The sequence below is a fragment of the Pedobacter namyangjuensis genome (assembly GCF_003313325.1).
Classification (GTDB): Bacteria; Bacteroidota; Bacteroidia; order Sphingobacteriales; family Sphingobacteriaceae; genus Pedobacter; species Pedobacter namyangjuensis.
In genome coordinates, this window is the sequence record NZ_QMHQ01000002.1 from 1 (window position 1) to 24411 (window position 24411).

The following is a 24411-nucleotide window of genomic DNA, read 5'->3' on the forward strand; positions in this document are numbered from 1 at the left end:
ATTGATAACCGATTTGAATTTTTGGTAGTCAACAAGTCTTTCATAAAAACTTTTCAATACGCAACAAGATTCAGGAATTGTCAATTTGTTATTCTGTCCAAAACCTTGTTTAGCAGTTCCGATATTTTTATTTCGTCTTGGCGGATTGTTCATTTCTGCTGTCTCTGTAAAATTACTGCCAACGGTTTGGGGCTTTGCGAATTTTTGTTTTACTTACTACAATTATCCCAAGCACTAACTTAATAAATAATTACTGAATTTGCCCAGCGGCTGTCGCCCAAAAATTTGCAAAACCACTGTAATAAGTAGTTGCAAATAAGACATGCTATTTAGAGTTCTATTTCAGAGTTTTCTAGTTCTTTAAATCTTTCTTTGTCAGTAGGTTCAAAGTCAATTATTTTATAGTATTTTTCTTCGATGGAATTGAAGTCGACTAAGGTTAGATATTCGTCGATTGATTTTCGATCAATCATTATTTTTCCACCACCAGCCCAATGTCTGTCAGCACCATTCTTCTTAATTCCAGAAACCCAATATGCATCACCAGTCTCAATGTCGTAATGATTTCCACCTCCGCTAGGTGTCCCCATTTTTTTTACAGCCTTGTTGTCAAAATATACAGTTTTTCCAGATTTTGAAAATTCAACCGTACCAATCCAAGCAGGTCCATTATCTGAATAACCTGTCTTTAATTCTATGTACATTATTTTAGATTTCATATGTATGAATGTTGTCGGGGCAATTACTTATAACGTTTCGGGGCTTTGCGATGGTGGGGCAAAAGAAGCACAAATCTTCAATTTTGTACAAAGGGTGAACCGAAGAACAACTCTTGAACTTTGCAGTTTCGCCCCACTATTGCAAAACCCTTGTTAGTGGCAGGTTTTATTCCATTATTCTAAACCAATCTTTTACTGTTAATTCTAACCTTACAATCTCATCTTCTGCTAATGGACAACAATGAGCAATTGGGCCTCTTAACTGATTTAAGTTTGTCATTATTTTTTGAAATGACCTTTGTCCTCTTTTAAATAGATTTTCAAATGCTTCCCAATTTCCAGTAACAATTTGGCTTAATTCACCAAATGTTGTGTAATCAATTTTTTCTTCGGAACGAATTGTAAATCCAGACTCTTCTTCACGTTTTATATTTAGGTCAACACTTTTTCTAATTTCTTCTTTGACTTTCTCCCACCAGTTCTCTCCGTATTTTTCAAACATAAGCTGTACAACTAAACTTCTAATTGATTTTTCTAAGCAATAAAAAACTTCATAGTGTTGAGCCATCATTCTTGCTTCTTTCCGATAATCAGAATTAAATTGCAAATAATAACTTTTTGCTTGAACTTCCTTTTTTTCAATTCTTCCAAGATTTAAATCAAGTTCGTTCTCGATTTTGTCAAGTTCATTTTCAGCTAGAGAATTTGCAAGTGCAAATAGTTTTATTTTCGATAATTGGTCTTGTTGAATATTATTCATTTAACAAATTTTCTTTAAGTGATTTGAAAATTGCGTTATATATAGCTGGGTCATCTGTTTTGGGTAAAACTAGATTAATAGTATAGTTAATTCCTAAATCGATTTGTTTTCTTCTTATAGTTTTTTGGGTGGTTTCACTCGCATCTTCGTTTGAATTTGTTTCCTTAATGTTTTCAGTTCGGGTATTTTTTTCATCCGTTTTCAATGTACTATCAAAATCAGCAAATTCTTTAGCGTTAAAAAATGAACCAACAATTACCTTTACTGTTTGGTTGTCGTGAGCCAAACCTGTAGCATCTGTTACTAACTTAACAAAGTCAGGTTTACTTAATTCGTGAGCATATTCATTTCTTACATAAAGTTCTTCATAGCCAATTTTTAAGGCTTTTGCCATAGAAACTCCTCGATATGTAGGATTTCTAAAATCTTTGTAAAGTTGTGTTGGAGTTCCGTCTTCTCCAATTAATTTACATTTTTTTGCCCAAGGAATAAATGCTTTTTGGTTACCACCAGGAAAACCTAATTTTGTTCCTAAAAAGTCTCCATTGAAATTTTCTGGTATGGAAGCCTCGCAAATTTTATTTAAAATCTTGGTTAAGGTTCCGTATGAAACCATAAAAGGTAAATTTGTTGCCATAATTATTTTCTTTTGTTGTCAGTTTTTGTTGTCTTTGTAAAATTGCCACTAACTAATATATAAGTCTAACTCAGGCAGACCTATACAGCAATTTTCCGCAGTACAGGTATACAAAATTTGACCTTATTCAAAAAAATATTACAGCCCGCCATAAAAGCGTTCATTCTCCAGAATGGAAAGAAAATTACAAAGATGAGGAGCGTGTAATTGTTAGCCTAATATAAGTTACTTATTTAAGAAAAACAACGGGAGTTATAACTTATACAGGTTAAACGCATTAAAATTATTTTGTCTTACTAGACAGGTTTTTCCACTTTTTCTTGATAAAAAGTGGAGCAAAAATCAAGGCTTGCATCTATTTTGGTAAAAATTTGTCAAACAAATACTGAAAATAATTTAAGGCCTTGTCTTCGCTTCTTGCTATCGCACGGCTGAAAATTATTTAATGCATTGCAATTTGAAGGCTAATACAGGTTGTTTCAACAATTTTTCCTCAAAATATCTGCTAGGCCAAGCCGTTCTTTGCAAAGTTTGTGCGCTTATTTGAACCGCCTCAATCTTAACTTCAACCTAAACTTGCGAGACCTATTACCTCACTATCGTCCTAAAAGTTAAGTTAATTCTGGGTTTGTTAACTGTTTTAGTAGGAGGTAAGCGGTGCAACCAATGCTGTTGTGTTTCGTCTTTCATTACTAGCAGACTACCGTTTTCTAAGACAAGCGAAATGGTTTGTTTGGTTTCTTTATGCTTAAAGGCAAATTTTCGCTCTGCGCCAAAAGTTAAGGAAGCAATGGCGCCATTCTTTTTCAAGTCTTTTTCGCCATCGCTATGCCAAGCCATGCCTTCATCGCCATTATGGTAAAGGTTAAGTAGGCAAGAGTTATAGGTTTCGCCGCTATGCAACTCGCAACAATCTTTTAACGCCAATAATTGTGGCGTAAAAGGAAGGGCTAATTTGGTGATATTAGAATAGGTGTACTCGAATGGCTCTGTGCCATACCAAGCCACCATTCTTTTAGTTAAAATATGTTTGCCGAAAATAATGGCTTCATCGTTTTTCCAAGCAATTTCGTTTAGTAAATAATCGTAATAAGCTAAAGAATCGCTTTGCGAGATAACCTTGCCGTAATAATTTACAGTACCGTTTTGTGGTAGTAAATTTTTGTTGTGTACGGGTTGGTTATCGAATAAATTCATGTAATTAATAGGAGTTCAGGATAAGAAATATTTTTAATTCATAACAAGTGGCCTCTACAAAAAAAAATACACCGTTTTGCATCCTTATTTTAAGGTCAGTCGCTTCGCGGACAAACTTTTTTCCAATAGCTGAAAAAAAAGTATGCAAAAAAAGCCACGACTGCGCCTGATGCTATTAAAGTTTCTACTTTGGCAAAACACTGCCATCCGCATCAGCCAAGGTCGATTTTTGCTGAACGAAGAAGTAGTGCCAGGGCTGGAGATAATCCAACAGCTAAGTAGCTTAAAACTAACTCACATTGATTAATTCAATTTTGCGGTAGCTTCTTTGTCTACAAACCAATCCAGATTGCCACTTAAAGGTGCTATTAACTGCGAGGGATAAGTATTGTAATCTTTTTCGGTATCGCCAATTACATGTTTTAATGCTTCTGCCTTGTTGGTGCCAAAAGTAATGAAAGCTACATTTTTAGCCTGGTTAATTAAAGGTGCCGTTAAGCTAACGCGATGGGTGTTTAGTTTTTCGACATAGACACTTTTTACGGTTTTTTCTTGGTTGGCTACCAAATCCGTAAATGGGAAAATAGAAGCGGTATGCGCATCATCGCCCATGCCTAAAAGAATTAAATCGAAAACAATTTCTTCGCCTGCAAAATGTTTGTCTATAGCGTTTTTGTAGGCTTTGGCGGCGTCTTCTGGCGCTAGTGTGGTATCTACATAAAAAATATGGTCTGCTGGCGTATTCAGGTTATCGAACAAATTTTCTTTTGCCATTAAACCATTGTAATCTTTATGGTTGGGTAATACGGTACGCTCATCGCCAAAAAAGAAGTAAACCTTGGTCCAATCTATTTTATCGGCATAGGTAGTTGACAAGGCTTTGTATAGTTCTTTGGGCGAGTTTCCACCGGTTAATACGAAATCAAATCTGCCTTTGCTAGCAATTGCTTCGTTGGCAATTTTTATCACATAGTGGATGAGTTTTTCGTTTAATTCGGTTTGGGTATCGAAAATATGTAAGTTCATACGTTTAGGGTATTTAATTAAAACGGAGCAAATTCAGCTTGCTCCGTTGGTATAATAACTTTGTCAATCCCGTGCAAACGGGAATTAAAGCGATATGTATGTATTTTAAACTTCCTGTCGCATTACGATTACCAGTAAAGCTGGCAATGACGCAAATTTTGTTGGCCTTGCAATGACAACTTGGTCTGTGTAATAATACTTATTCTTTGTCTTTTAATGGAAGCGTAAACCAATGGCAACCATCTTTAGCGATTAATGCTTCTGCATCTTCTGGTCCCCAGCTATCTGCATGGTAATTAGGGAAATTTAAAGATTTTTTACTCTCCCAAGTGTTTATAATTGGCATTACTAATTCCCATGCAGCTTCAACTTGGTCGCCACGCATAAACAAGGTTTGGTCGCCGTTCATGGCATCCAAAAGTAGGGTTTCGTAAGCTTCCGGGGTATCTGTGTCGTAAGTTCCTTTATAATCAAAAACCATATCAACCGGATTTAGCACCATTTTTAGTCCAGGTCTTTTAGCCTGTACTTGCAAACGAATACTCATTTCGGGCTGGATGCTGATAATTAACCTATTTTGTTGCCAAGTTTCTGTTGCACCGGCCGAAAAAATATGGTGTGGCACATCTTTAAACTGAATAGTAATGATAGACGAAGTTTGGTTCATGCGTTTTCCTGTTCTTAAGTAAAACGGAATACCTTGCCAACGCCAGTTATCTATAAAGAACTTAACGGCTGCAAAGGTTTCTGTGTTAGAATGTGGATCAACACCCTTTTCGTGCCTGTAACCTGGCACTTCTTTGCCTTCTACCCAACCTTTGCTGTACTGACCGCGAACAGCACTTGCGCTAATTTCTTCGGGCTTAAACGGACGCATGGCTCTTAAAACTTCTACTTTTCTGTCTCTAATCTCGTCGGCATCGTAGTTAATCGGAGCTTCCATACCAACTAGGCAAAGCAATTGCAACAAGTGGTTTTGAATCATATCTCTCAATGCTCCCGCACCTTCGTAATAGCCACCTCTATCGCCAACACCCAACTGCTCTGTTACCGATATTTGGATATGCTCGATGTGGTTTCTGTTCCAAAGTGGTTCAAATAGAGAATTTGCAAAGCGAAAAGCCATCATGTTTTGAACCGTTTCTTTCCCCAAGTAATGATCTATGCGATAGATTTGTTTCTCGGTAAAAATGCCACTCAACAACTTATTCAGTTCCTTTGCGGTTTCTAAATCGTGTCCAAATGGTTTTTCTATAACTATTCGACTGTTATTTTCATCCTGTGTAAGCTTATACTTATGTAAACACTCGGCAATAAGTGGAAAATAGTTAGGTGCAACGGCTAAATAATAAATTACTTGGGTATCTGGTCCAAAATCTTTTTGGTATTTTTCAATATCCTTTTTAAGGTTTTCGAAAGTTTCTTGAGAAGTGATGTCTACCGAACAATACTGAATATTAGGTCCAAATTTATCCCATTCTTCTTTTTTAACCTTTCCGTTTCTAGAAAATTCATTTACACTGCTTAAAATCTCCTCTTGATATTTTTTATCAGTAAAAGATGTTCTGCCTGTGCCAATGATCGAAAATTTCTCTGGCATGTAACCTTCGGTGTAAAGGTTATAAAGCGCAGGCGCCAATTTTCTTTTATTTAAGTCGCCAGTACCACCAAAAATTACAAATATGGTTGGGTGGAGATTACTTCTCTTTTTCATTTTTTTAGAGATTATAAATTTTTATCGTTCCAGTTGGCGTGGAAAACGCCTTCGCTATCAATTCTCTCGAATGTATGAGCACCAAAGAAATCTCTTTGAGCTTGTGTTAAGTTCGATGGCATTCTGCCTGTTTTTAAAGTATCGAAATAAGTTAATGCTGATGCAAGTGCAGGAATAGCAATGCCCGCATTAATTGATGAGCTTACTACGTTTCTAGTGCCTTTTATGCTTTGTTTAATCTTTGCTTGGATACCAGCATCGCCATATAGGTGTTGCAAATCTGGATTGGTAATGTATGCTTGATAAATATCTTCTAAAAATGTAGCTCTGATAATACATCCACCTCGCCAAATTTTAGCAATTTCTGCCAAATTAAGTTCGTACTCAAACTGTTTTGAAGCTTGCCATAATAAGTGCATGCCTTGCGCATAGGCGGTTGCCATTGCAAAGTAAAATGCTTCTTCTAAATCGTTTATAAAATCTTCGTTAGCTTCAATTTTGGTTGATGGACCATAAACTTCTTCCAATTCTACTCTTAAACTTTTTAGTTTTGATAAGTTTCTAGATGATACCGCTGCGTCGATAGTAGGGATTGGCGTTTCAACATCCATGGCAACTTGCGAAGTCCATTTACCAGTTCCTTTAGATTTTGCTTCGTCTTTTATTTCATCCACTAAAAGATTACCAGTTTTAACGTCTTTAAACAAGAAAACGTCTTTGGTAATTTCCATTAAGAAAGATTGTAGACGTCCATTGTTCCAGCTTTCAAAAACTTGCTGAATTTGCTGATTGTTGCAGTTTAAGCCATTTTTTAGGATTTCATAAGCTTCTGCTAACAACTGCATAATGGCATATTCTATTCCGTTGTGGGTCATTTTTACAAAGTGGCCAGAGGCACCAGGGCCAATGTAGGTAACGCATGGGTCGCCGTTAACTTTTGCCGAAACAGCTTCAAGCATATCCTTTACAACAGCATAAGCTTGTTTATCGCCACCTGGCATCATGCTAGGACCAAATCTTGCACCTTCTTCGCCACCAGAAATTCCCATTCCAAAGAAATGGATGCCTTTATCTTTCAGCTCTAAAGATCTTCTGCTGGTGTCTGTAAAATGCGAGTTTCCACTATCTATAATAATATCGCCCTCGTCTAACAAAGGTTGTAATTCTGTTATAACGCTATCAACAATAGCTCCGGCAGGTACCAAAAGAATAATGGTTCTTGGTGATTGTAGACTTTCTACAAACTGATTAATGTCTGCAAAACCCTTCAGGTTATGTTCTTTTCCTTCTTCTTCGAAAAACTGAAGCATTTTTTCGCTCTTATCATATCCGGTTACGGCAAAACCGTTGTCGGCCATGTTTAGCAACAAGTTTCTGCCCATGGTTCCTAAACCAACCATGCCAAAGGCAAATTTTGCTTTATTATCGTTATTCATTTTATGCGGTTTTTAGTTGTTGTAAAATTTGTTTAGTCTGCTCAAAACTTTGGTGTACGTGTGCGTTAAGGCCCAATTGTTTTGCAATTGATACGTGTATTGCTCGGTCGTCAAAATAAAGGCAGTTTTGTGGTTCTATTTGTACAATCCCTAAGGCTAGCTTAAAAATTGATGGATCGGGTTTAGAGTAGCCAACTTCGCAAGATGAAATGAATGCGTCGAAAACCTGGTGCAGGTTAAATTTACTAATGCGATAATCGTTAAACTCTTTCCCTTCGTTGTTTATAGAGAAAATTCTGATGTTGTTGTGCTTTTTCCACTCTACCAACCAAGGTAAAAAACCTGGCAGTTGCGTAGATTGACTGAACATGAATTCGGCAAATTCAGCTTTGGTAAAATCTCGTTCTACGTTAAAAACCACACATTCTAAATATTCATCTAAGGTTAGTTTACCATTTTCGAAAAGTGGAAATGCTACCGAATGATCTTTTTGAAACTGAACTTCTTCTAATCCAAATTTTGCGATGGCTTCTTTTCTTGCATGATGATTCCAGCCATCGCTTAACAAAACGCCTCCGATGTCTAAAAACAGAACTTTAATATTTTCCATTATTTCTTTTTTGGTAGGGTAGTGTGCACATGGTATTTTTCTTTTGCCAACCACAACTTAGCACCACCTTTTATACCGTCTTTATTAGATACCAGCTTTATGTTTTTATCTAAAGCAAAATTTATTTCGTTAGAATTTCCTCCGCCGATGTAAAGTTTATCGTAGTTGAAAACGGTTTTGTAAATTTCTATAATATACTGTAAACGTTTGTTCCAGTCTTTTTTTCCAACTTTATGAAAGCCTCTATCACCAATAAAATCATCGTAATCTTCGGTTTTGTTTATTGGTAGATGCGCCAATTCAAGATGTGGCAATAACTCTCCGTCAAACAATAGGGCAGTGCCAAATCCTGTTCCAAGGGTAAAAACTATTTCTAAACCCTTACCAGCTACAATACCTAAACCTTGTTGATCGGCATCGTTAATTAGGCGAACGGGTTTTTTAAATAAATCTGCAACCTCTTGCGCCAAGTTTACATTTGCCCATTTATTTTCTGCAAGGTTAGGCGCTGTTTGTACTATGCCCATTTTTACATAGCCTGGGAAGCCGATAGATATTTTTTCGAAATCCTTTAACGGCGCTGTAAGTTTTTTAATCGCTTTTAGAACGGCGTCGGGAGTAGAGTTTTTAGGAGTTGGTGTTTTTGTAAACTCAGTAAGTAGTTTTCCTTTTTCGCTTAATATGCAAGCCTTAATATTGGTACCGCCAATGTCTATAGATAAAATGTTTCCTGCTGGAACTTTGAATTTTGCTGGCATAATGTTTTTTAGTGATTAAGTAGTTGTCAGACAAACAAAAATACAATCATAAAGTTAGTTTAAACTAATAATTCTGTAATATTTAGTAATTTTTATTCACATCTTTTAATGTAGAATTTGACTTACAAATACTTTAGCCACCATTGCTTATGAGTGCTTTTATACTCCTTAAACCAAATGCAGGGCTTATAAAGTGTTGCAACAATTAATAACCAAATTACGTAAACCACAGGAAGTGAGTAGCCGAAAGTTGCCGGGCGAAATAAAAATGGACTTTGTGGGTAGGCAATATCTTTTGCGCCATAACCATGCAGATAAAACAGAATTACCAGCACAATGTGGATGAGGTAAAAATGTAGCACATAATAAAAGAAGGGTACGTTTCCATAAACCATCATTACCCTAGCAAACCAATTTTTTGTTTTTTCTAGTATGGAAAGCAATATTAGCGCAGGACCAAGGGTCATGCCGTAATACTGTAACGATGGAGGATATTTACTTACGCTAAAAAAAGAGTAAATACTTTGTGTTAACGATGCTAAATCTTGTCTAGGTGTTGGGTTGCCATACAGGTTAAAATAACGTAGAACGACAAAACCGATCGTAAGACTTAATCCGATAGTTAAAAGTAATTTTTGACGTCTGTTTGCTTCGAAACTACTTTCGTACCATTTTCCTATTGCAAAACCGAGAAACATGGCACCTGTCCAGGGTAAAACGGTATAGAGCACCAAGATAAAATGGTTATCTGCAATGGGTAAAAATGTTGCGCTGCCAGTAATAAATGCTGAAATTAATCCACCACTTAGCGTATTTGCTGGTGGTAAATTGATGTAGTTTAATATGTTGTGCCCAAAGAATAAAATTATACCAACAACGAGTACGGCTTTATAAGAAATTCGGCTGATTAGGCCGAGCAAAATCATACTGCAGCCAATAGCCCAAATTACTTGAAGAATAATAATATTGAAAAACGGATTAAAGGTTAATCCAAATGTTACTAATACTATTTCTGCTAAGATAAGCCATAATCCTCGTTTTATAAGGAAATTACTGGCTTGCTTAGGTTCCTTGTTTTTTGAGGATAAGTAAGCGGAAATGCCCGATAGAAAAACAAATGTTGGCGCACAAAAATGGGTAATCCAACGTGTAAAATACAAAAAAGGGAAGGTGGTTTCTGGATTCATCGCATCATTCATTATGCTACCGTTTCCATGAAAATAGTCTCTGCAATGGTCTAATGCCATAATTACCATTACGATTCCTCTTAAAATATCAATAGAAAGAATTCGTTTACTAGTTGATTGCATAAAGTTGGGAGGATTGATCTCCTAAAATTACGATAATCAATCAAAAATTAAAACTTTAGCTTTTTTGCCAACAGCACTACCGAGCAGTTCATCGGTTTCTATGTTTTTGAACAACAAAGTGTCTGTACTTTTGAATTGTTTTTTCATGCAGTAGTACTGATGTAAACAAACCATCCAGTTTAGCGCTGTGGGTTTGTCTTTCCAGATAGCAGGATATAGGAGCACGGTATCTGTTTCTAATCTTATCACATTTTTTTCTTCGAGCGTTTTTACATTAGCAATTATTTTTGCCGTTTGTTGCGCAGTATTAGCTTTAGAAGATACTTTTTTGTTAGCGTAAAACATGATTGCAAATAGAAATGTTTACAAACAAAAAATGCTACTAACCTAAAAGATTAACAGCATTTATTTGTGCGGAGAGCGAGGGATTCGAACCCCCGGACCTATTACAGTCAACAGTTTTCAAGACTGCCGCATTCGACCACTCTGCCAGCTCTCCGCCGCAAAAGTACAAACTCTGTTCATATTTGCAAATTGTAAATTGCTTTTTTATTAAAATGCTTGTTAAACCGACTACTATAGCCGTAATTTCAGTTAGATAAAATTCAAAATTTCGGGAATTTTGATTATCACTTTAGTCTTTTAACGAGTTGCTCATTTTTATGCAACAGTATTTTTGCAATTTCTCCCTCTTTCCAGTAAGCTTTAATGTTCTTTTTTTGGTTGTCAGTTAGTGGTTTCTTTCCGTCAATTAGTTGCATGCCAAAAGCGTTTGCTGCCAATATATCGTAATATTTCCCGTCGCTAAAACCTAATGCTGTTGCTAAATTTGTCTTCACTATCGCTAGCCAAGAAGGAATATCTCGCTCAGCTATTTCTGGGATAGCTAATATTTCATTTTTAAGAACTTCTTTCTGGAAATCTACAAAGTTCGAGCAAACTAAATATTGAGAGTTGTTGAGGTCCAAATCTTTCATGTAATTAAAGTAAGTCCTATCTACTTTCTGAATTTTAGGTATTGTAACCGTATCCTTTGTATAATATATGAAGTTAGCTCTCATAGATCTTTCGTAGTTGAAAGCACGTATCCTGTAGTTCCATATTCTAAAATCCCTAGCTAAAATCTCCTTGCGTTCTTTTGATATTAAGGAATCCGTTTCGAGCGTTTTTAATTTATCTGCTACCGTAGTTTTAATAAAATTAAGGTGTGCGTCGGGACTTTTATCATATAGCTGATTTTGAGGGTCGGGTACATTATTGTAAATACCAACCATTTGATAAACAATTGGTAAGCTTTCTTTTACATCATTAGTGTTCATTTCAGGATCCGTCTTAATTGCCTCAATTTCGGAGTTCGCATTGTAGGTGATGTCGATGTTTGTTACGTCATTACTTTTAACATTAATTAGTAAAGGTTTTTCGGGATTTAAGTTGGTTTTCAAAGCAATTAGTGAGAGGTCTGTCTCCAAATCAACATCGATAGAAAATTTACCCGCTTGGTCAACTTCCACTTTATGTGTAACCGTTTCGCCAGAAATTGGGTGTGTAACAAAAATCTCTAAAGAAACGCCATTAGCTTTCTGCTGCGTTGTTACCGAGCCAGTAATTTTCGCTGTTCCTAACTGTATTTTAGGCGTTCCGATTTCTTTGTCAACACTTGGCTTGCAAGATAGTATAAACGTGAACCCCAACAGGGATAAAAATTTTAAGAGTCGTCTCATATTAATTTGATTAAGTTAATTTATATTTCATTGTACTTTAGGTTGATACGGAATATACAAACAATAGGCGACATATAAAAATGAATGAAAAAATCCCAGCTTTTGTTTGGATGTTTCGAATGAAGATAACCTGAGGGAAAGAAGGAAATACGTATGCAGATCCCTCGAAACTTGAGAATATAAACTGTAAAAAAAAAGCCTTAGATTTCTCTAAGGCTTTATGTTTTTTGAGTGGCGGAGAGCGAGGGATTCGAACCCCCGGACCTATTACAGTCAACAGTTTTCAAGACTGCCGCATTCGACCACTCTGCCAGCTCTCCGCGACAAAAGTACGAACTCTGCTTAAATCTGCAAACTGCTAAATGCTTTTTTTTGATGTTTTTGGCTAATGCCTTAACACAGAGCAATAAAAAATTAATATTTGCTTAACTTATCCTCTGCGGCAGGCGTTTTTTTGAACATATTAAAGTTCGGGCGGATAATTTTTACGCTTCGTTTTGATAAATCTACACTAGCATTTAGCTCAAATCCTATTAAAAGGATTAGAGAATTTAGGTAAAGCCAAATCATTACTACAATTAAGGTTCCAATAGAACCATAAATTTTATTGTACGCACCAAAGTTGTTTATGTAGTAAGAAAACCCCCAGATGGTTAAAAATGCCAGTACAGTTGCCAACCAAGAGCCAGCGCTAAAAAATCTCCATTTTTTTGTTTGTGCTGGCCCATAACGGTAAAGTATAGAAACCGTAATAAAATAGAGGGTGCCCAAAAGTGCCCAACGTGTAAGTAAAATAACGTAGTAAATTAAATTTCCGTCGTATTCAATTTCTTGTTTTAAATAATTTAACAAAATTACGCTAATAGCCATTGCTGCAATACAAATGATTACCGATACGGCAATAATTACAGTTAAAATAATGGCCACTAAGCGTTGTTTTAGCCAAGTTCGGGTTTCTACAATTAATGATGACCTATTAAAAGCAACCATGAGATTGTGTACGCCATTGGTAGCAAAAAACAACGAAAGGAAAAAACCGAAGGATAGTAAACTTCCATTTTGGATATTTACGATTTCATTTAAAGTGGTTTCGAAAGCTAAATAAGCATTGTTGGGTAATACCAATGCTATTAAAGACATCAACGTTTCCTGAAAACCAATCCTTTTAGGGATATAAGGAATTAACGTAAATAAAAAGATGATGGCTGGAAAAATAGCCAACATGAAGTTGTACGCCAAAGAAGAAGCCTTGTTTACTAAAGTCGATTTTCCAATTTCCTTAAAAAAGAAAGTTGCAACCGTATAAATAGGCAAGGGACTAAAACCTGGCAGTACACAAACTTTCGTCCACTCGATAAACAACGAATAGATTTTTAGTTTTAAAAGCTGTTTATGTAGCCAGTTCATTTATTAGTCGAAATATTTACGCACATTCTCCATAAAATTTTTAGGAGGTTGGCAAGGTCTTCTGGTGTTTTTATCTACAAAAACCAAAGTAGTTTGTCCGGTGTTAATTAACTGTTCCGCTTCGTTGTAGATTTCGTAATCTACTACCAACCTTACCGTTGGCAATTGTTTTACGATAGATTTTATGGTTAAAGTTTGATTGTAAAGTGCCGGTTTAATAAACTTACACTGCAAATCTAAAATAGGCAACATCACACCTTCTTTTTCCATCGTTTCGTAAGTCATGCCAGAGCAAGCTTCAAAACATTCGGTTCGTGCAACTTCGTAATATTGTGCGTAGTTACTATGGTGCACAACACCCATCTGATCAGTCTCTACGTATCTTACTTTAACTTTACTTTCGTATATAAACATTATCTAAATATATTACGTTTGTTTAATGCTTCTCTATATTTTTTAGCATTAATATTATGCTCTTCAACCGTTTCCGCAAAATTGTGATAGCCAGAAAAATCTTCTTTGGCACACATATAAATGTAGTTGTTTTGCTGTCTGTTTAATACAGCGTCAATTGCGTTAATACTCGGCATCATAATAGGTCCGGGAGGCAAACCAGCGTATTTGTAAGTGTTGTATTTAGAACTTACATCTAACAAACTTTTGGTAACTCTTTTTACTGTAAAATCATCATTAGCAAAAATTACTGTCGGATCTGCCTGTAATAAAATCCCTCTGTTCAATCTATTTAAGTACAGACCAGCAATAGTTGGCATTTCTTTGTCGTAAAGTGCTTCTGCGTCTACAATAGAAGCTAGAATAGAAACTTGTACAGGCGTTAAGTTAAGTGCTTTTGCTTTTTGTTTTCGCTCATCTGTCCAGAATTTATTGTATTCTCCTAACATTTTCTCATAAAATGATGTAGGAGAGGTATTCCAATAAATTTGATAGGTGTTTGGAATAAACATGGTGTAAACCGTCTCTGGATTGAAGCCACTTTTTTCTAACAAAGCGGTCGAATCTAGCACACTGATGAAAGCTAAAGAATCAGCCTCCATGTTTTTAGCTAAGTAAGCTGCAAAATTCTGTTTCTTTCTAAAACCTTGAAACTTTAAATTTACTGCATCTTGATTGCCCGATTTAAGTTTGTTTATTAAAGTTCGGTTGTTTAATCCAGCAGATACCGCATATCTGCCAGGTTTTAAGCTATTAGCCAAATTCATTTGGCCGGCAGCAGCTTTAAATTTACCAATATTCTTTAAGGTGTTTTTAGTATTAAGTTCGTTTAAAAACTCATCATACGTCATACCTGTTCTTACGTAGATGTATTTTTCGTTACCACTAATGTTAGGCGCTAAAAATGTGCTGTACAGGTTAAAGCCAAAATACCCGCCCACGGCTAAAAGCACAATTGGGATAAGAATAAATGCTATTTTACGTGGTGTCATTGGTTTTTTATCTTCGTTGTTCATATAAGGGATATGCAGAAATTAATTAAGGTTTTTTAGTTAGTGTGATATTAATTGGCGTACCAATTTTTACTTTTACAACAGTATCTGCTGCTAATGGAAATTGATTTACAATAACCGCATCTGCCGTATCAATTATATCTCCTTCGTAGGTTATAGTTCCTAAAGTTAGCATCGCTCCGCGTAAAGAAAATTTAGCTTCATCAATTGTTAATCCTGTTAAATTTGGCAGTTCTACATCTTCGTTTCCTCTTCCGTCGCCCAAAGTAAGGTTAATAACCGATCCGGTAGGTAAAACCTCGCCAGCTTTAATCAGCTGTCCACCGAAAAACGCTTCCAAAACAACATCTTTGGCAACATCTGGCTTGTAGGTTGTATCGCCAACCTTTAAACGGTAGCTTTCTAATAATGCTTTTGCTTCTCTTAACGATTTATTTTCTATATCCGGAAACTTAACATTTGGAGCCTGAGCGGTATTTATGGTTAAATAAATTGTTCTGTTTCCTTTTACAAACGTATTTGCATCTGGATCTTGATCGGTAACTATGCCGGGTGGCTTATCCATAATATAAACAGAATCTACCTCGTAACGCAAACCTAAATCTTCTAGTTTGGTAACCGCTTGGGCAATACTAAGTCCCTTAAGCTCCGGTACTTCCAAACCCTCACCGTGTTTGGTATAATAACGTAGGCTAAAAAATGCAATGAGCAAAATAGCAGCAAAGGTGCAAAAAGCGGCTATAAAGGTATTTCTAAAAGATTTCGTTTTTAAGTACGCAATAAATTTGCTCATTTATGTTTTTTATAGATGTATAATAGTTCAAATTTAGACTAAAAAAATATTTTATCTCAATTAAAATCAAATCTGCATCAACTAATTTATATTTTTGAAATCAAAATTTTCAATATCCATGAAGAAAACCATCGCATTGCTAACAGGCGGAACAACCGGAGAGTGGGTTGTATCTGTAAAAAGCGCAGCAACCATCGCTCAAAATATAGATACCGCAAAATTCGATGTTTATAAAATAATGCTTAACGAAAGCGGATGGTTTTATGAGCCAGCAGATTCTGTTAAAATAGAAGTAGACAAAAATGATTTTTCGCTAAACTTTAATGGTCGTAAAATAAAATTCGATGGTGTTTTTATTGCTATACACGGTTCTCCCGGCGAAGATGGAAAATTGCAAGGTTACTTTGATATGATTGGTATGCCATATACCACTTGTAATGCCTTAACTTCATCTATTACCATGAACAAAGGTTATACAAAAGCAATTGTTGATGGGATTAAAGATTTGAATGTTGCTAAATCGGTACAGATTTTTAAGCAAGGCGATTACAGCCTAGCTGAAATTAAGAATAACCTAAAGCTACCTTTTTTTGTTAAACCGAATAGTGGCGGAAGCAGTATAGGTATGAGCAAGGTTAAACATGCAGATGATTTGGAGTTGGCATTGGACAAGGCATTTAAAGAAGATGATCAGGTTTTAATAGAAGAGTTTGTAGAGGGTAGGGAATTTTCTATCGGTGTGTTTAAAACAAAAGGCAAAATTGTGGTTTTGCCAACTACAGAAGTCATTCCTAAAAACGAATTTTTTGATTTCGAAGCAAAATATACCCCGGGTGCTACTGAAGAAATTACGCCAGGTTTTATGACTGAGGAGGAAAAACAAAGGGTAGAAGAAGTAGTTACACAAGTTTACCTGAAGTTAGATTGTAAAGGAATCGTTCGTATAGATTATTTCTTAGAGAAAAATACAGGTAAGTTTTACTTTATCGAGATTAACACGATTCCCGGTCAAACAGCCACAAGTTTTATACCGCAACAAGTTGCCGCAATGGGCATGGAGCTAAAGGAGTTTTACACGCAAGTAATCGAGGAGTCGATATAGGTATTGACTCAAAATAAAGCCACAGATGAATAATCTGTGGCTTTACTATAATAGTCATGCTGAATTTATTTCAGCATCTTTTTTTGCTGACGAGATTAGCTAGTTGAATTAACGAGTATTCTAATAGCTGCCATAAACTATTTGAAAAACAGTGTCAGGCTTTTATAGCATCTGCAGCCCCACTTTACGCTTTACTGCGTGTTCGCTTCAATTGGGTTTAGTTAATAACGTTAAGTGCTTCGTAGTTGCCGTTGCAAAATGCCGATCCTTAGTTTAGCCTGTTATACTTGCGCCAGTCTAAAGACCCATTGCAATAGTCAGTCAAGCTATCAACCAATATGGCAATTCAATAATTTACTATGTACAACCATCTAAACTACTTTTTTCTTCCATCCGCCACGCTTAAATAATATAAATGCTGCAATGGTAATCCCAACTTCCGCAACCGGTATGGCAATAAAAACGCCGGTAGGACCAAGGTTAAAGTATTTAGCCAACAAGTAAGCGAAAGGAATTTGAAAAAGCCAGAAGGCAACTACGTTAATTTTTGTTGGTGTCCATGTATCGCCTGCGCCATTAAATGCACTTACCAAAACCATTCCTATTCCGTAAAGTATAAAACCGTAGCTTAAAATCCTCAAAGCTTCCACAGCCACTGCTTTAATTTGAGCATCGGTTGTAAAAAATGCTGCAAAATATGGTCCGCAGGTTAAAAATAGCACAGTAACAAATGCCATAAAAATTACCGAGAACTTCATCGTTACAAATACAGATTGCTCTGCTCTGTCCATATGTCCGGCACCCATATTTTGTCCAACTAAAGTTGCAGCAGCATTGCTCAAACCCCAAGCTGGTAACATAAAAAACATCATTAACCTAAGCGCTGTTTGGTAACCGGCAGAACCATGATCGCCACCCGTTGTAGCTACTAATTCTGCTAAAAATATCCAGCTACAAGAAGCAATTACAAATTGTAAAATAGCTGGTGCAGCTATTTTAATAATCGCCTTAATCTGTTCGAATTGTGGTTTAAAATAGCTTAGTTTTATTTTTAGCGCACTGTTGCCTCTTGCTAAATGGAATATTTGATAACAAACGCCTAACCCACGACCTATGGTTGTTGCTAGTGCAGCACCGGTTAACCCGTAGGCTGGTATTGGTCCGTAACCTCTAATTAATAACGGACATAATATGCAGTTGGCTACGTTGGCAATAATTAAACTTTGCATGGCGATGGAAGCGTTACCTGCACCGCGAAAAATACCGTTAATTAAAAACAGCAACATAATAATTATGCTGCTCCCCATCATTATCCGAACGAAAGTTGTGCCTTCTGACGCTGTATTTTCTGTAGCGCCCATCAGCATTAAAATTTCCTTTGCAAAAACTACTCCTGCAATACTTATAACTATGTTTACCGCAACTGCAATAACAATTGCCTGCATACCAGCTCTTGCAGCAGCCTCTGGATTTTTCTCTCCAATTCTGCGAGCTACAACTGCTGTGGCGGCCATACTCATTCCAATAGCTAAAGAATAAATTATAGTTAAAACGGATTCTGTTAAACCAACAGTTTGTATGGCTGCACTACTGTTTGGCAGATGGCCAACAAAATATAGGTCTACCAATGCAAAAACAGATTCCATCATCATTTCCAGCATCATTGGGATGGCTAGAAGGAATATCGCTTTGCGGATGCTGATGGAAGTATAATCGGTTTCCTTACCAATAATAGCTTGCCAAAGCAATGAAAAAAAGTTTGTGAGACTATTGTTAGTCTTTATAGAATGTGACATTTGGAGAAAATAAATGTTTACCATGGGATACCTAGAACAAGGCATCAGTTAATTAAAAAGAATGTGGATTTAGCTTTTAACAGCCAAATTGAGCCCTCAATACTATCATGGTTTTTTGCGATTTGATAATTCAAATGTATTAAAAAATAGGAACTTACAAAAAATATGATCTAAAACAATTTCCAATACTGGATTTTTTAGATCAGATTTTATTGTATTCAAATACTGTAAGCTTTAATCATTTCCTCGTTCACCTTGCAAGAGCGTTGAGTTTTTAAATCAATCATTACATAATCAAAAATTCCATCAGAAGAGACTTTACCTGTAGTTTTATTGATAATTTCGAACTGTACGTTGCTACCTTTTTCGTTCATTTCTAAAATACCTGTTCGTACAATCATTTTATCGCCCATTTTTAGAGGGCGTTTAAAGTTGATGGTAACTTTTGCTACAACCCAGCCGTAACCCATTTTTTCAAATGTTTCCCAGCTCATGTTATAGTATTTTTCCATTTGCTCATAACGTGCAGCTAACACATAATCTAAGTATTTGCTGTTATGCACATGGTTAAACATGTCTATATCATCTGGGCGAACAGTAAGCTCTGTTTCGAAAATGCTGTATTCGTTAGTTATCATCTAGCGCAAAAGTAAACAAACCTTGCATTTTTAAAGCCATTTTTTAAAGCATCGCTTCCGATAAATCTTCTTTTTCAGGATTTTTGATGATAAAATCCTCAGGTTTTCGTTTCCAACGGCGATGGCTCCACAGCCAATATGCAGGCTCTTCTTTAATCATATCCTCTAAAAAACGGGTATGAAGTTCGGTAATTTCATATTCAACCGTATTTTTCGGGTCCAAGCAAATCGGCACACAATCTACTTCGTAAAAACCACGTTTTACATATCGCGTCTTTAAATAAAATACAGGTCTATCGGTTTTTTTTGCAATTTTTTCTACACCTAATTGTATAGATGTTTGCTGATTGAGTAAAGTTGTCCAGTATTTTGTGTCCTTTCTAGTCGGCGCTTGGTCGCTACCAAAAGTAAACATCGTTGCTTGGTTTTTAGTGGCCTGTATCATTCTTATGGTCTGTTTCATAGCCACCATTGTTGTGCCGTACTTACTTCTCATCTTTAAAAACCAATTATCAAAAGCTTTGCTACTCAAAGGCTTATAAATAGGGTAATGATTACCAGAGAAAGTTAATCCAATTGCCATGCAAACCCATTCGTAATTGCCATAGTGCGAAGAGCAGAAAATAACACTTTCGTTGTTCTGTAAATAGGCTTCAACTAAATCTACATTTTTAAACTTAACACGTCTTTTTAACTCCTTTTCAGAAATATTATTCATCTTAATAACCTCAAAAATCAATGAGATTAGGTACTTAAAAAACTTCTGTTCTATTGCTTTAATTTCCTTTGCAGATTTTTCGGGGAAAGAATTAACAAGGTTTTCTCGGACAACATTTTTTCTATAACCAAATACGTGGTAAATGAGTAAATAAAATAACGCAGAGAAAACGTGTAGGATGCGAAGAGGTAGTAGGGATAGTGCGTTTAAGAAAAATATTCCTAAATAAGAGATGCCTTTGGCTAACATTTGTATTGCTTTAAGGCAAAATTAACTAGATATTGTTAATTTGTTTCTTTAACGAAAGTAATTTAACCTTAGAGCTAAAGGTTGTGATACTGAAATGACAGATTCAATTTGATTTGACTAAAAATCTAACCTTAGTTGCACTTGTGTGCTATTTACAAAAGTGCTAGGTTTCGACTCTTTAATAACTTGAAATCTGCAAAGTGCTACTGTAGGGAAGTTCATGAACACCGTTTCTGTTAATCGGGCTTTAGCTTGGTAGTTCTCAAATCCTTTTGCAAAAAGTTCCGTTAATTCAGGATTAGATTCATCTTTATTAAAACTTGCAATCAATTCTCTTTCGCTATCGTTTTCTGGAATAAGCTCTATTCGAGCAGCAGATTTTGAGGCAAACTGGTAATGGTATTTCATTGCGTGATTAGGGTTTGCAAATATAGCTAAAAACGCCAAAAAATGTTGTTAAAATGTTTTGGAAATAGAAGAAAATTAAATCTAAATACGAAAAATAGATTACGAGCGAAGTATGTTGGTAACACGCTGGTCCATATCTTCGTCAACTTCAAACTGCCCAGTATAAAACTCTTCATAATAGGCCTTAATAATTGCTGCCAAGGGGGTTGCCAATAAAGCACCTGTTAAACCAAACGCAGCACCCATTGCAAGAAGCAAAAAGAGAAGTGATACTGGGTGGATATTCATGGTCTTTGAGCGAAGTTTGGGCATTAAAAAATCAGCCACCAGCTCATTTAACAAAAGAAAAAATACCAAGCACCAGAATGCTGTAATCGGGCTTACAGAAAGCGCCACAAGCGTAGGAGGGATGGCCATAATATAAAATCCAATTTTCGGTATAAGCTCTGAAAAGAAAGCCAATGCCGCCCAAACTAGAGCGCCTGGAACGTCCATTAGGGTTAAAAATCCGTAAACTAATACCGCTTGTATTGCGCCACCTATCAGATTTGATTTCATCCAGCCGGTTAGCATAATTGAGGTATGACTTAACGCTAATTCTGCTTTCTCTCTCCTTCTGGGCGGAAAAATCGAAAGATAGAGTTCTATCATGGGGCGGGGATTGCCAACAAAGAAAACTACGATAGAGATAAAAACGATAAAAACAAAAATCCCCCCTAAAACAGAAAAAGAAAACGTACCCAAACCCATTACGGTTTTACCTATTGATGGCATGGCCGACGTTAGTGAAGAACCACCTTTACTAAATTCTTGCTTCAACTCTGGAAAGTTTTTTAGTTGCGAATCTATATAGCCATCAACACTTTGGTAGTATTTTGGAATGTTGCCTACTAAAACATCTAACTGATTACTTATATGTGGTACAACCAACCAGCCTAATAAGCCCGTTATTCCGAAAATTATTACAAATACTATTAATGCAGCTACCCATCGTTTCATGCCTTTTGCTTCAAGCTTGCTAACGGGCGAATTGATAATTAAACCCAATATGAGTGCAAATAAACCCAATAGTAAAACGCTAATGATTTTTAATAAAAACCAAAGTAGTATTACCAGCCCTGCAGTGTAGAGAATTAGTGAGCTTGCTGTTCGGAAGAGATTGTCTTTTGTAAGGTTGTTCATTTAGCTGTTTAAGTTATTTTAACTTTTTTAAGCCAAAAATGTTTGCTGTAAGTAAGAAAAATCCGATAACTTAACATTAAGTTAATGGCAAATTTTCTTCGTCTGTAAAGTAATTGCTTCGTAAATTTCCCTAGCCAAATCAGATTCTTCTAGCTTGGTTACAATAGCGTAAACCGGGTTAGTGATAATTGAAACCAAATTATGGTTTTCTGATTCGATAAATATCGATTTATGGTCGGCGCTATGTGCTACGCTAACTGCAAATTCTTCTTTGGAGATTTTTTCGATTTCTGCTAAATAGTTCTCTTTAGCTTTGTTAAATGGGATGTAAATATACTCGCTGTTTGTCATACATCTTCTAACACTGTTTTTTGAAAAAGGTTTATCAGATATTAAAATATTTTGGTAAGCAATAAAATGGTGTAACATCTAAAACTTTCCAATGTCAAAATCAGAAAAAACTTTATATGCTAGTGTTAAAATCAGACTATTTCATTTCTCACGAACGCTTAACTTGGTTTGTTAACGAGAACCATATCCAAAAAGAAAACATTTTAAGCATCACGCAAAACGGAGGTATGTTTACCATCTTTTTTTATGGTTATGCCGAAACTAAAGAAGTTACTCAAGGCTTGTTTTCATAAAATGATGATATTACAAAAAATGCTGTTAACGCTTGTAATTGCGTTTCCGATTAGTGGTTGGAGCCAGCAGGTAATTGTACCAAATAAAAACGTAGTAGACCAAAAGTGGATACATAACCAGGACTATAAAATGCGTTGGCTAATGGTTAGAGACACTATAAAAGTTGCCATTGGAGAAGTAGACTACAGGATTAAAATAGTTGATGATAAAATTCAAGTAATCACCGATGTAAAAATGAAGGGAAGCCCAGCATCTTGGATTGATACCACAATTGTTAGCAAACAGAATTTATCTCCAATTTATCACTCTTCTTACAACGCACAACGTAACATGTCGTTAGCTTTTGGTAAGGATATAAAAGGATTTTATTTGGATAAAATAGTTGGAAAATCTACAAGCATAAATGAAAATGTACCTTCTGGCTATTTCGATAGTAATTTTTATCCGATACTAATTAGTTGGTTACCGCTCAATACAACTTATAAGGCAACGCTATCTATTTTCGATTACAACCCGAAAGGTAAAATTGGAGTTTTAAAAGCTAATGTTTTAAATGTAAAAGAAGCAAGTTATATAAGCAGAAAACTAGGCGAGCGAAAAGTTTGGGAGGTAGAAGTGGCTGATGAGATTAGTAATGATTCAAAAAGTATTTATTATTTCGATAAACTAACCAGGCAACTTTACAAACAAAAAATAATTGTAGGTGCTAGAGTGATGGAAATGGTATTGGTTGAAGAATAATTTATTATTCAACTTCAATGTCAATCTAATCGTTAACCTTAAAATTTAAAAAATATGGTTTGGCGAGTGTTGGCCGAATGTGTATTTTGCGTGCTTAATAACAAATAGGAATGGCCTCAGGTATTTTCGCAATTTTAGATGATATAGCAGCATTAATGGATGATGTTGCAGTTGCTGCAAAAGTGGCAACTAAAAAGACAGCTGGTATTTTAGGAGACGATCTCGCAGTAAACGCCGAAAAGGCAACCGGTTTTCTTTCTTCAAGAGAAATTCCTGTATTATGGGCTATTACGAAAGGCTCTTTTGTAAATAAACTAATTATTGTTCCGGTAGCGTTGTTGTTAAATGCGTATTTACCTCTTGCAGTAACTATAATACTTGTTCTGGGCGGATTTTATCTCGCTTATGAAGGAGTGGAAAAAATTGTAGAATATTTATTTCACAGACCTAAGCATATAGACAAGCCCGCAGTGGAGGCCGTTGAAAATGATGAGGTTGCCGAAAAAGCAAAAATAAAATCGGCTATTACCACAGATTTTATTCTTTCTGTAGAAATTGTAATTATCGCTTTAGCAACAGCAGTTGATAAAAGTTTAACAATACAAATTCTTACCGTTTCTGTTGTGGCTATTTTGGCTACGGTTGGCGTTTACGGCATTGTTGCATTAATTGTAAGAATGGACGATGCAGGTTATCAATTAATAAAGCGCTCTAACGAAAAGGGTTTTCTAAATACGGTTGGTTTGGGTTTAGTTAAGGCTTTACCAATTATTATAAAAATGCTGAGCGTGGTTGGTACAATCGCATTAGTTTTGGTTTCTGGCGGAATTTTCTCTCATAATATTCCGTTTTTACACGGATTGTTTCCTGCTATACCAACTATGGTTACTGATTTTGGATTAGGCTTAATTGCTGGATTATTAACCGTAGGTGTAATTTTATTAATCAAAAAAGTTATTCCTAGCAAAAAGGCAAAATAAGATAATGATAAAATTTGCATACACCATACTTTACGTTAACGATGTTGAGAAAGCAATATCATTTTATGAAAAAGCTTTTGCATTTAACAGGAAGTTTGTAACGCCAGATAACGACTATGGAGAACTCCTTGTCGGTGAAACAACTTTGTCTTTCGCATCATTAAAATTAGCAAAAGAGAACTTAAAAGACGGTTTTGTAGAAAGTAATCTTAATAACAAACCTTTTGGTATTGAAATTGGATTTACGACGGAAAACGTAGACGAAACTTTAAAAAATGCGTTGGATGCTGGAGCAACAATCGTAGCAAATCCTAAAACTAAACCTTGGGGGCAAATTGTAGCTTATATTAGAGATCTAGATGGGTTTTTAATTGAGATTTGCACGCCAATGGTATAAA

27 protein-coding genes and 2 tRNA genes are annotated in these 24411 nt (G+C 35.8%); 5 read left to right on the forward strand and 24 right to left on the reverse strand.

Annotated features, from left to right (window positions below; all coding sequences use genetic code 11):
* Positions 1-329 precede the first annotated feature (329 nt).
* The 18 genes from DUT69_RS07150 to DUT69_RS07235 all read right to left on the reverse strand — a co-directional run bounded on the left by DUT69_RS07150 (position 330) and on the right by DUT69_RS07235 (position 15554).
* Positions 330-719 (reverse strand): hypothetical protein, encoded by a 390-nt coding sequence (locus tag DUT69_RS07150; protein ID WP_113652554.1) that lies wholly within the window; start codon positions 717-719, stop codon positions 330-332.
* A gap of 166 nt (positions 720-885) precedes the next feature.
* Positions 886-1479: a Swt1 family HEPN domain-containing protein gene (locus DUT69_RS07155; protein ID WP_113652555.1), complete on the reverse strand. Its 594-nt coding sequence runs from the start codon at positions 1477-1479 to the stop codon at positions 886-888.
* Positions 1472-2116: a DUF5343 domain-containing protein gene (locus DUT69_RS07160; RefSeq protein ID WP_205314233.1), complete on the reverse strand. Its 645-nt coding sequence runs from the start codon at positions 2114-2116 to the stop codon at positions 1472-1474. The genes DUT69_RS07155 and DUT69_RS07160 overlap by 8 nt, the downstream gene beginning before the upstream one ends.
* A gap of 588 nt (positions 2117-2704) precedes the next feature.
* A complete protein-coding gene (locus DUT69_RS07165) occupies positions 2705-3313 on the reverse strand; it encodes an alpha-ketoglutarate-dependent dioxygenase AlkB family protein (protein ID WP_113652557.1) in 609 nt (202 codons plus the stop codon).
* Between the two features lie 303 nt (positions 3314-3616).
* Positions 3617-4339, reverse strand: a complete 723-nt coding sequence (gene pgl / locus DUT69_RS07170; protein ID WP_113652558.1) for a 6-phosphogluconolactonase — start codon at positions 4337-4339, stop codon at positions 3617-3619.
* Between the two features lie 199 nt (positions 4340-4538).
* Positions 4539-6053 (reverse strand): glucose-6-phosphate dehydrogenase, encoded by a 1515-nt coding sequence (gene zwf, locus DUT69_RS07175; protein WP_113652559.1) that lies wholly within the window; start codon positions 6051-6053, stop codon positions 4539-4541.
* Positions 6054-6064: 11 nt separating this feature from the next.
* On the reverse strand, positions 6065-7489 hold the full coding sequence (gene gndA, locus DUT69_RS07180) for an NADP-dependent phosphogluconate dehydrogenase (protein WP_113652560.1): 1425 nt from the start codon (positions 7487-7489) through the stop codon (positions 6065-6067).
* A 1-nt stretch (position 7490) separates the two neighbouring features.
* Positions 7491-8099: an HAD-IA family hydrolase gene (locus DUT69_RS07185; RefSeq protein WP_113652561.1), complete on the reverse strand. Its 609-nt coding sequence runs from the start codon at positions 8097-8099 to the stop codon at positions 7491-7493.
* A complete protein-coding gene (locus DUT69_RS07190) occupies positions 8099-8857 on the reverse strand; it encodes an ROK family protein (protein WP_113652562.1) in 759 nt (252 codons plus the stop codon). The genes DUT69_RS07185 and DUT69_RS07190 overlap by 1 nt, the downstream gene beginning before the upstream one ends.
* Before the next feature lie 122 nt (positions 8858-8979).
* Positions 8980-10167: a DUF1624 domain-containing protein gene (locus DUT69_RS07195; protein WP_113652563.1), complete on the reverse strand. Its 1188-nt coding sequence runs from the start codon at positions 10165-10167 to the stop codon at positions 8980-8982.
* A 36-nt stretch (positions 10168-10203) separates the two neighbouring features.
* Positions 10204-10512 carry a hypothetical protein gene (locus tag DUT69_RS07200; RefSeq protein WP_113652564.1) on the reverse strand — a complete coding sequence of 103 codons (309 nt, stop codon included), beginning with the start codon at positions 10510-10512 and terminating at the stop codon, positions 10204-10206.
* A 69-nt stretch (positions 10513-10581) separates the two neighbouring features.
* Positions 10582-10666: transfer RNA gene (locus DUT69_RS07205), tRNA-Ser, on the reverse strand.
* A 130-nt stretch (positions 10667-10796) separates the two neighbouring features.
* A complete protein-coding gene (locus DUT69_RS07210; protein WP_162796209.1) occupies positions 10797-11888 on the reverse strand; it encodes a hypothetical protein in 1092 nt (363 codons plus the stop codon).
* 232 nt (positions 11889-12120) lie between these two features.
* Positions 12121-12208, reverse strand: a tRNA-Ser gene (locus DUT69_RS07215).
* A gap of 94 nt (positions 12209-12302) precedes the next feature.
* A complete protein-coding gene (locus DUT69_RS07220; protein WP_113652566.1) occupies positions 12303-13295 on the reverse strand; it encodes a YihY/virulence factor BrkB family protein in 993 nt (330 codons plus the stop codon).
* A 3-nt stretch (positions 13296-13298) separates the two neighbouring features.
* Positions 13299-13709, reverse strand: coding sequence for an acyl-CoA thioesterase (locus DUT69_RS07225; protein ID WP_113652567.1), 411 nt, complete (start codon positions 13707-13709; stop codon positions 13299-13301).
* Positions 13709-14764, reverse strand: a complete 1056-nt coding sequence (mltG, locus tag DUT69_RS07230; RefSeq protein WP_113652568.1) for an endolytic transglycosylase MltG — start codon at positions 14762-14764, stop codon at positions 13709-13711. The genes DUT69_RS07225 and mltG overlap by 1 nt, the downstream gene beginning before the upstream one ends.
* Before the next feature lie 22 nt (positions 14765-14786).
* Positions 14787-15554 carry a PASTA domain-containing protein gene (locus DUT69_RS07235; RefSeq protein ID WP_113652569.1) on the reverse strand — a complete coding sequence of 256 codons (768 nt, stop codon included), beginning with the start codon at positions 15552-15554 and terminating at the stop codon, positions 14787-14789.
* A gap of 118 nt (positions 15555-15672) precedes the next feature.
* Between DUT69_RS07235 and DUT69_RS07240 the strand changes: the two genes are divergently transcribed.
* Positions 15673-16656 (forward strand): D-alanine--D-alanine ligase, encoded by a 984-nt coding sequence (locus tag DUT69_RS07240; protein ID WP_113652570.1) that lies wholly within the window; start codon positions 15673-15675, stop codon positions 16654-16656.
* A 371-nt stretch (positions 16657-17027) separates the two neighbouring features.
* On the opposite strand, the gene DUT69_RS07245 is transcribed toward DUT69_RS07240, so the two are convergent.
* The 6 genes from DUT69_RS07245 to DUT69_RS07270 all read right to left on the reverse strand — a co-directional run bounded on the left by DUT69_RS07245 (position 17028) and on the right by DUT69_RS07270 (position 21998).
* The gene (locus DUT69_RS07245; RefSeq protein ID WP_113652571.1) at positions 17028-18452 is read right to left on the reverse strand and encodes an MATE family efflux transporter; all 1425 of its coding nucleotides are present in this window, start codon (positions 18450-18452) and stop codon (positions 17028-17030) included.
* Positions 18453-18670: 218 nt separating this feature from the next.
* A complete protein-coding gene (locus DUT69_RS07250; protein ID WP_113652572.1) occupies positions 18671-19090 on the reverse strand; it encodes an acyl-CoA thioesterase in 420 nt (139 codons plus the stop codon).
* A gap of 43 nt (positions 19091-19133) precedes the next feature.
* Entirely contained in the window at positions 19134-20057 is a 924-nt protein-coding gene (locus tag DUT69_RS07255) for a lysophospholipid acyltransferase family protein (RefSeq protein WP_113652573.1), read from the reverse strand.
* Between the two features lie 117 nt (positions 20058-20174).
* A complete protein-coding gene (locus DUT69_RS07260; RefSeq protein WP_113652574.1) occupies positions 20175-20465 on the reverse strand; it encodes a hypothetical protein in 291 nt (96 codons plus the stop codon).
* A 99-nt stretch (positions 20466-20564) separates the two neighbouring features.
* Entirely contained in the window at positions 20565-21647 is a 1083-nt protein-coding gene (locus DUT69_RS07265; protein WP_113652575.1) for an AI-2E family transporter, read from the reverse strand.
* A gap of 81 nt (positions 21648-21728) precedes the next feature.
* A complete protein-coding gene (locus DUT69_RS07270) occupies positions 21729-21998 on the reverse strand; it encodes a hypothetical protein (protein ID WP_162796210.1) in 270 nt (89 codons plus the stop codon).
* A gap of 116 nt (positions 21999-22114) precedes the next feature.
* Here DUT69_RS07270 and DUT69_RS19180 point away from each other — a divergent pair, with 116 nt between their 5' ends.
* The 4 genes from DUT69_RS19180 to DUT69_RS07285 all read left to right on the forward strand — a co-directional run bounded on the left by DUT69_RS19180 (position 22115) and on the right by DUT69_RS07285 (position 24410).
* Positions 22115-22291 (forward strand): hypothetical protein, encoded by a 177-nt coding sequence (locus DUT69_RS19180; protein WP_162796211.1) that lies wholly within the window; start codon positions 22115-22117, stop codon positions 22289-22291.
* Position 22292: 1 nt separating this feature from the next.
* A complete protein-coding gene (locus DUT69_RS07275; RefSeq protein WP_113652577.1) occupies positions 22293-23033 on the forward strand; it encodes a DUF3108 domain-containing protein in 741 nt (246 codons plus the stop codon).
* 110 nt (positions 23034-23143) lie between these two features.
* Complete coding sequence (locus DUT69_RS07280; protein WP_113652578.1) at positions 23144-24013, forward strand: DUF808 domain-containing protein; 870 nt, start codon at positions 23144-23146, stop codon at positions 24011-24013.
* A gap of 4 nt (positions 24014-24017) precedes the next feature.
* Positions 24018-24410 (forward strand): VOC family protein, encoded by a 393-nt coding sequence (locus tag DUT69_RS07285; protein WP_113652579.1) that lies wholly within the window; start codon positions 24018-24020, stop codon positions 24408-24410.
* The last annotated feature ends 1 nt before the right edge of the window (position 24411 follow it).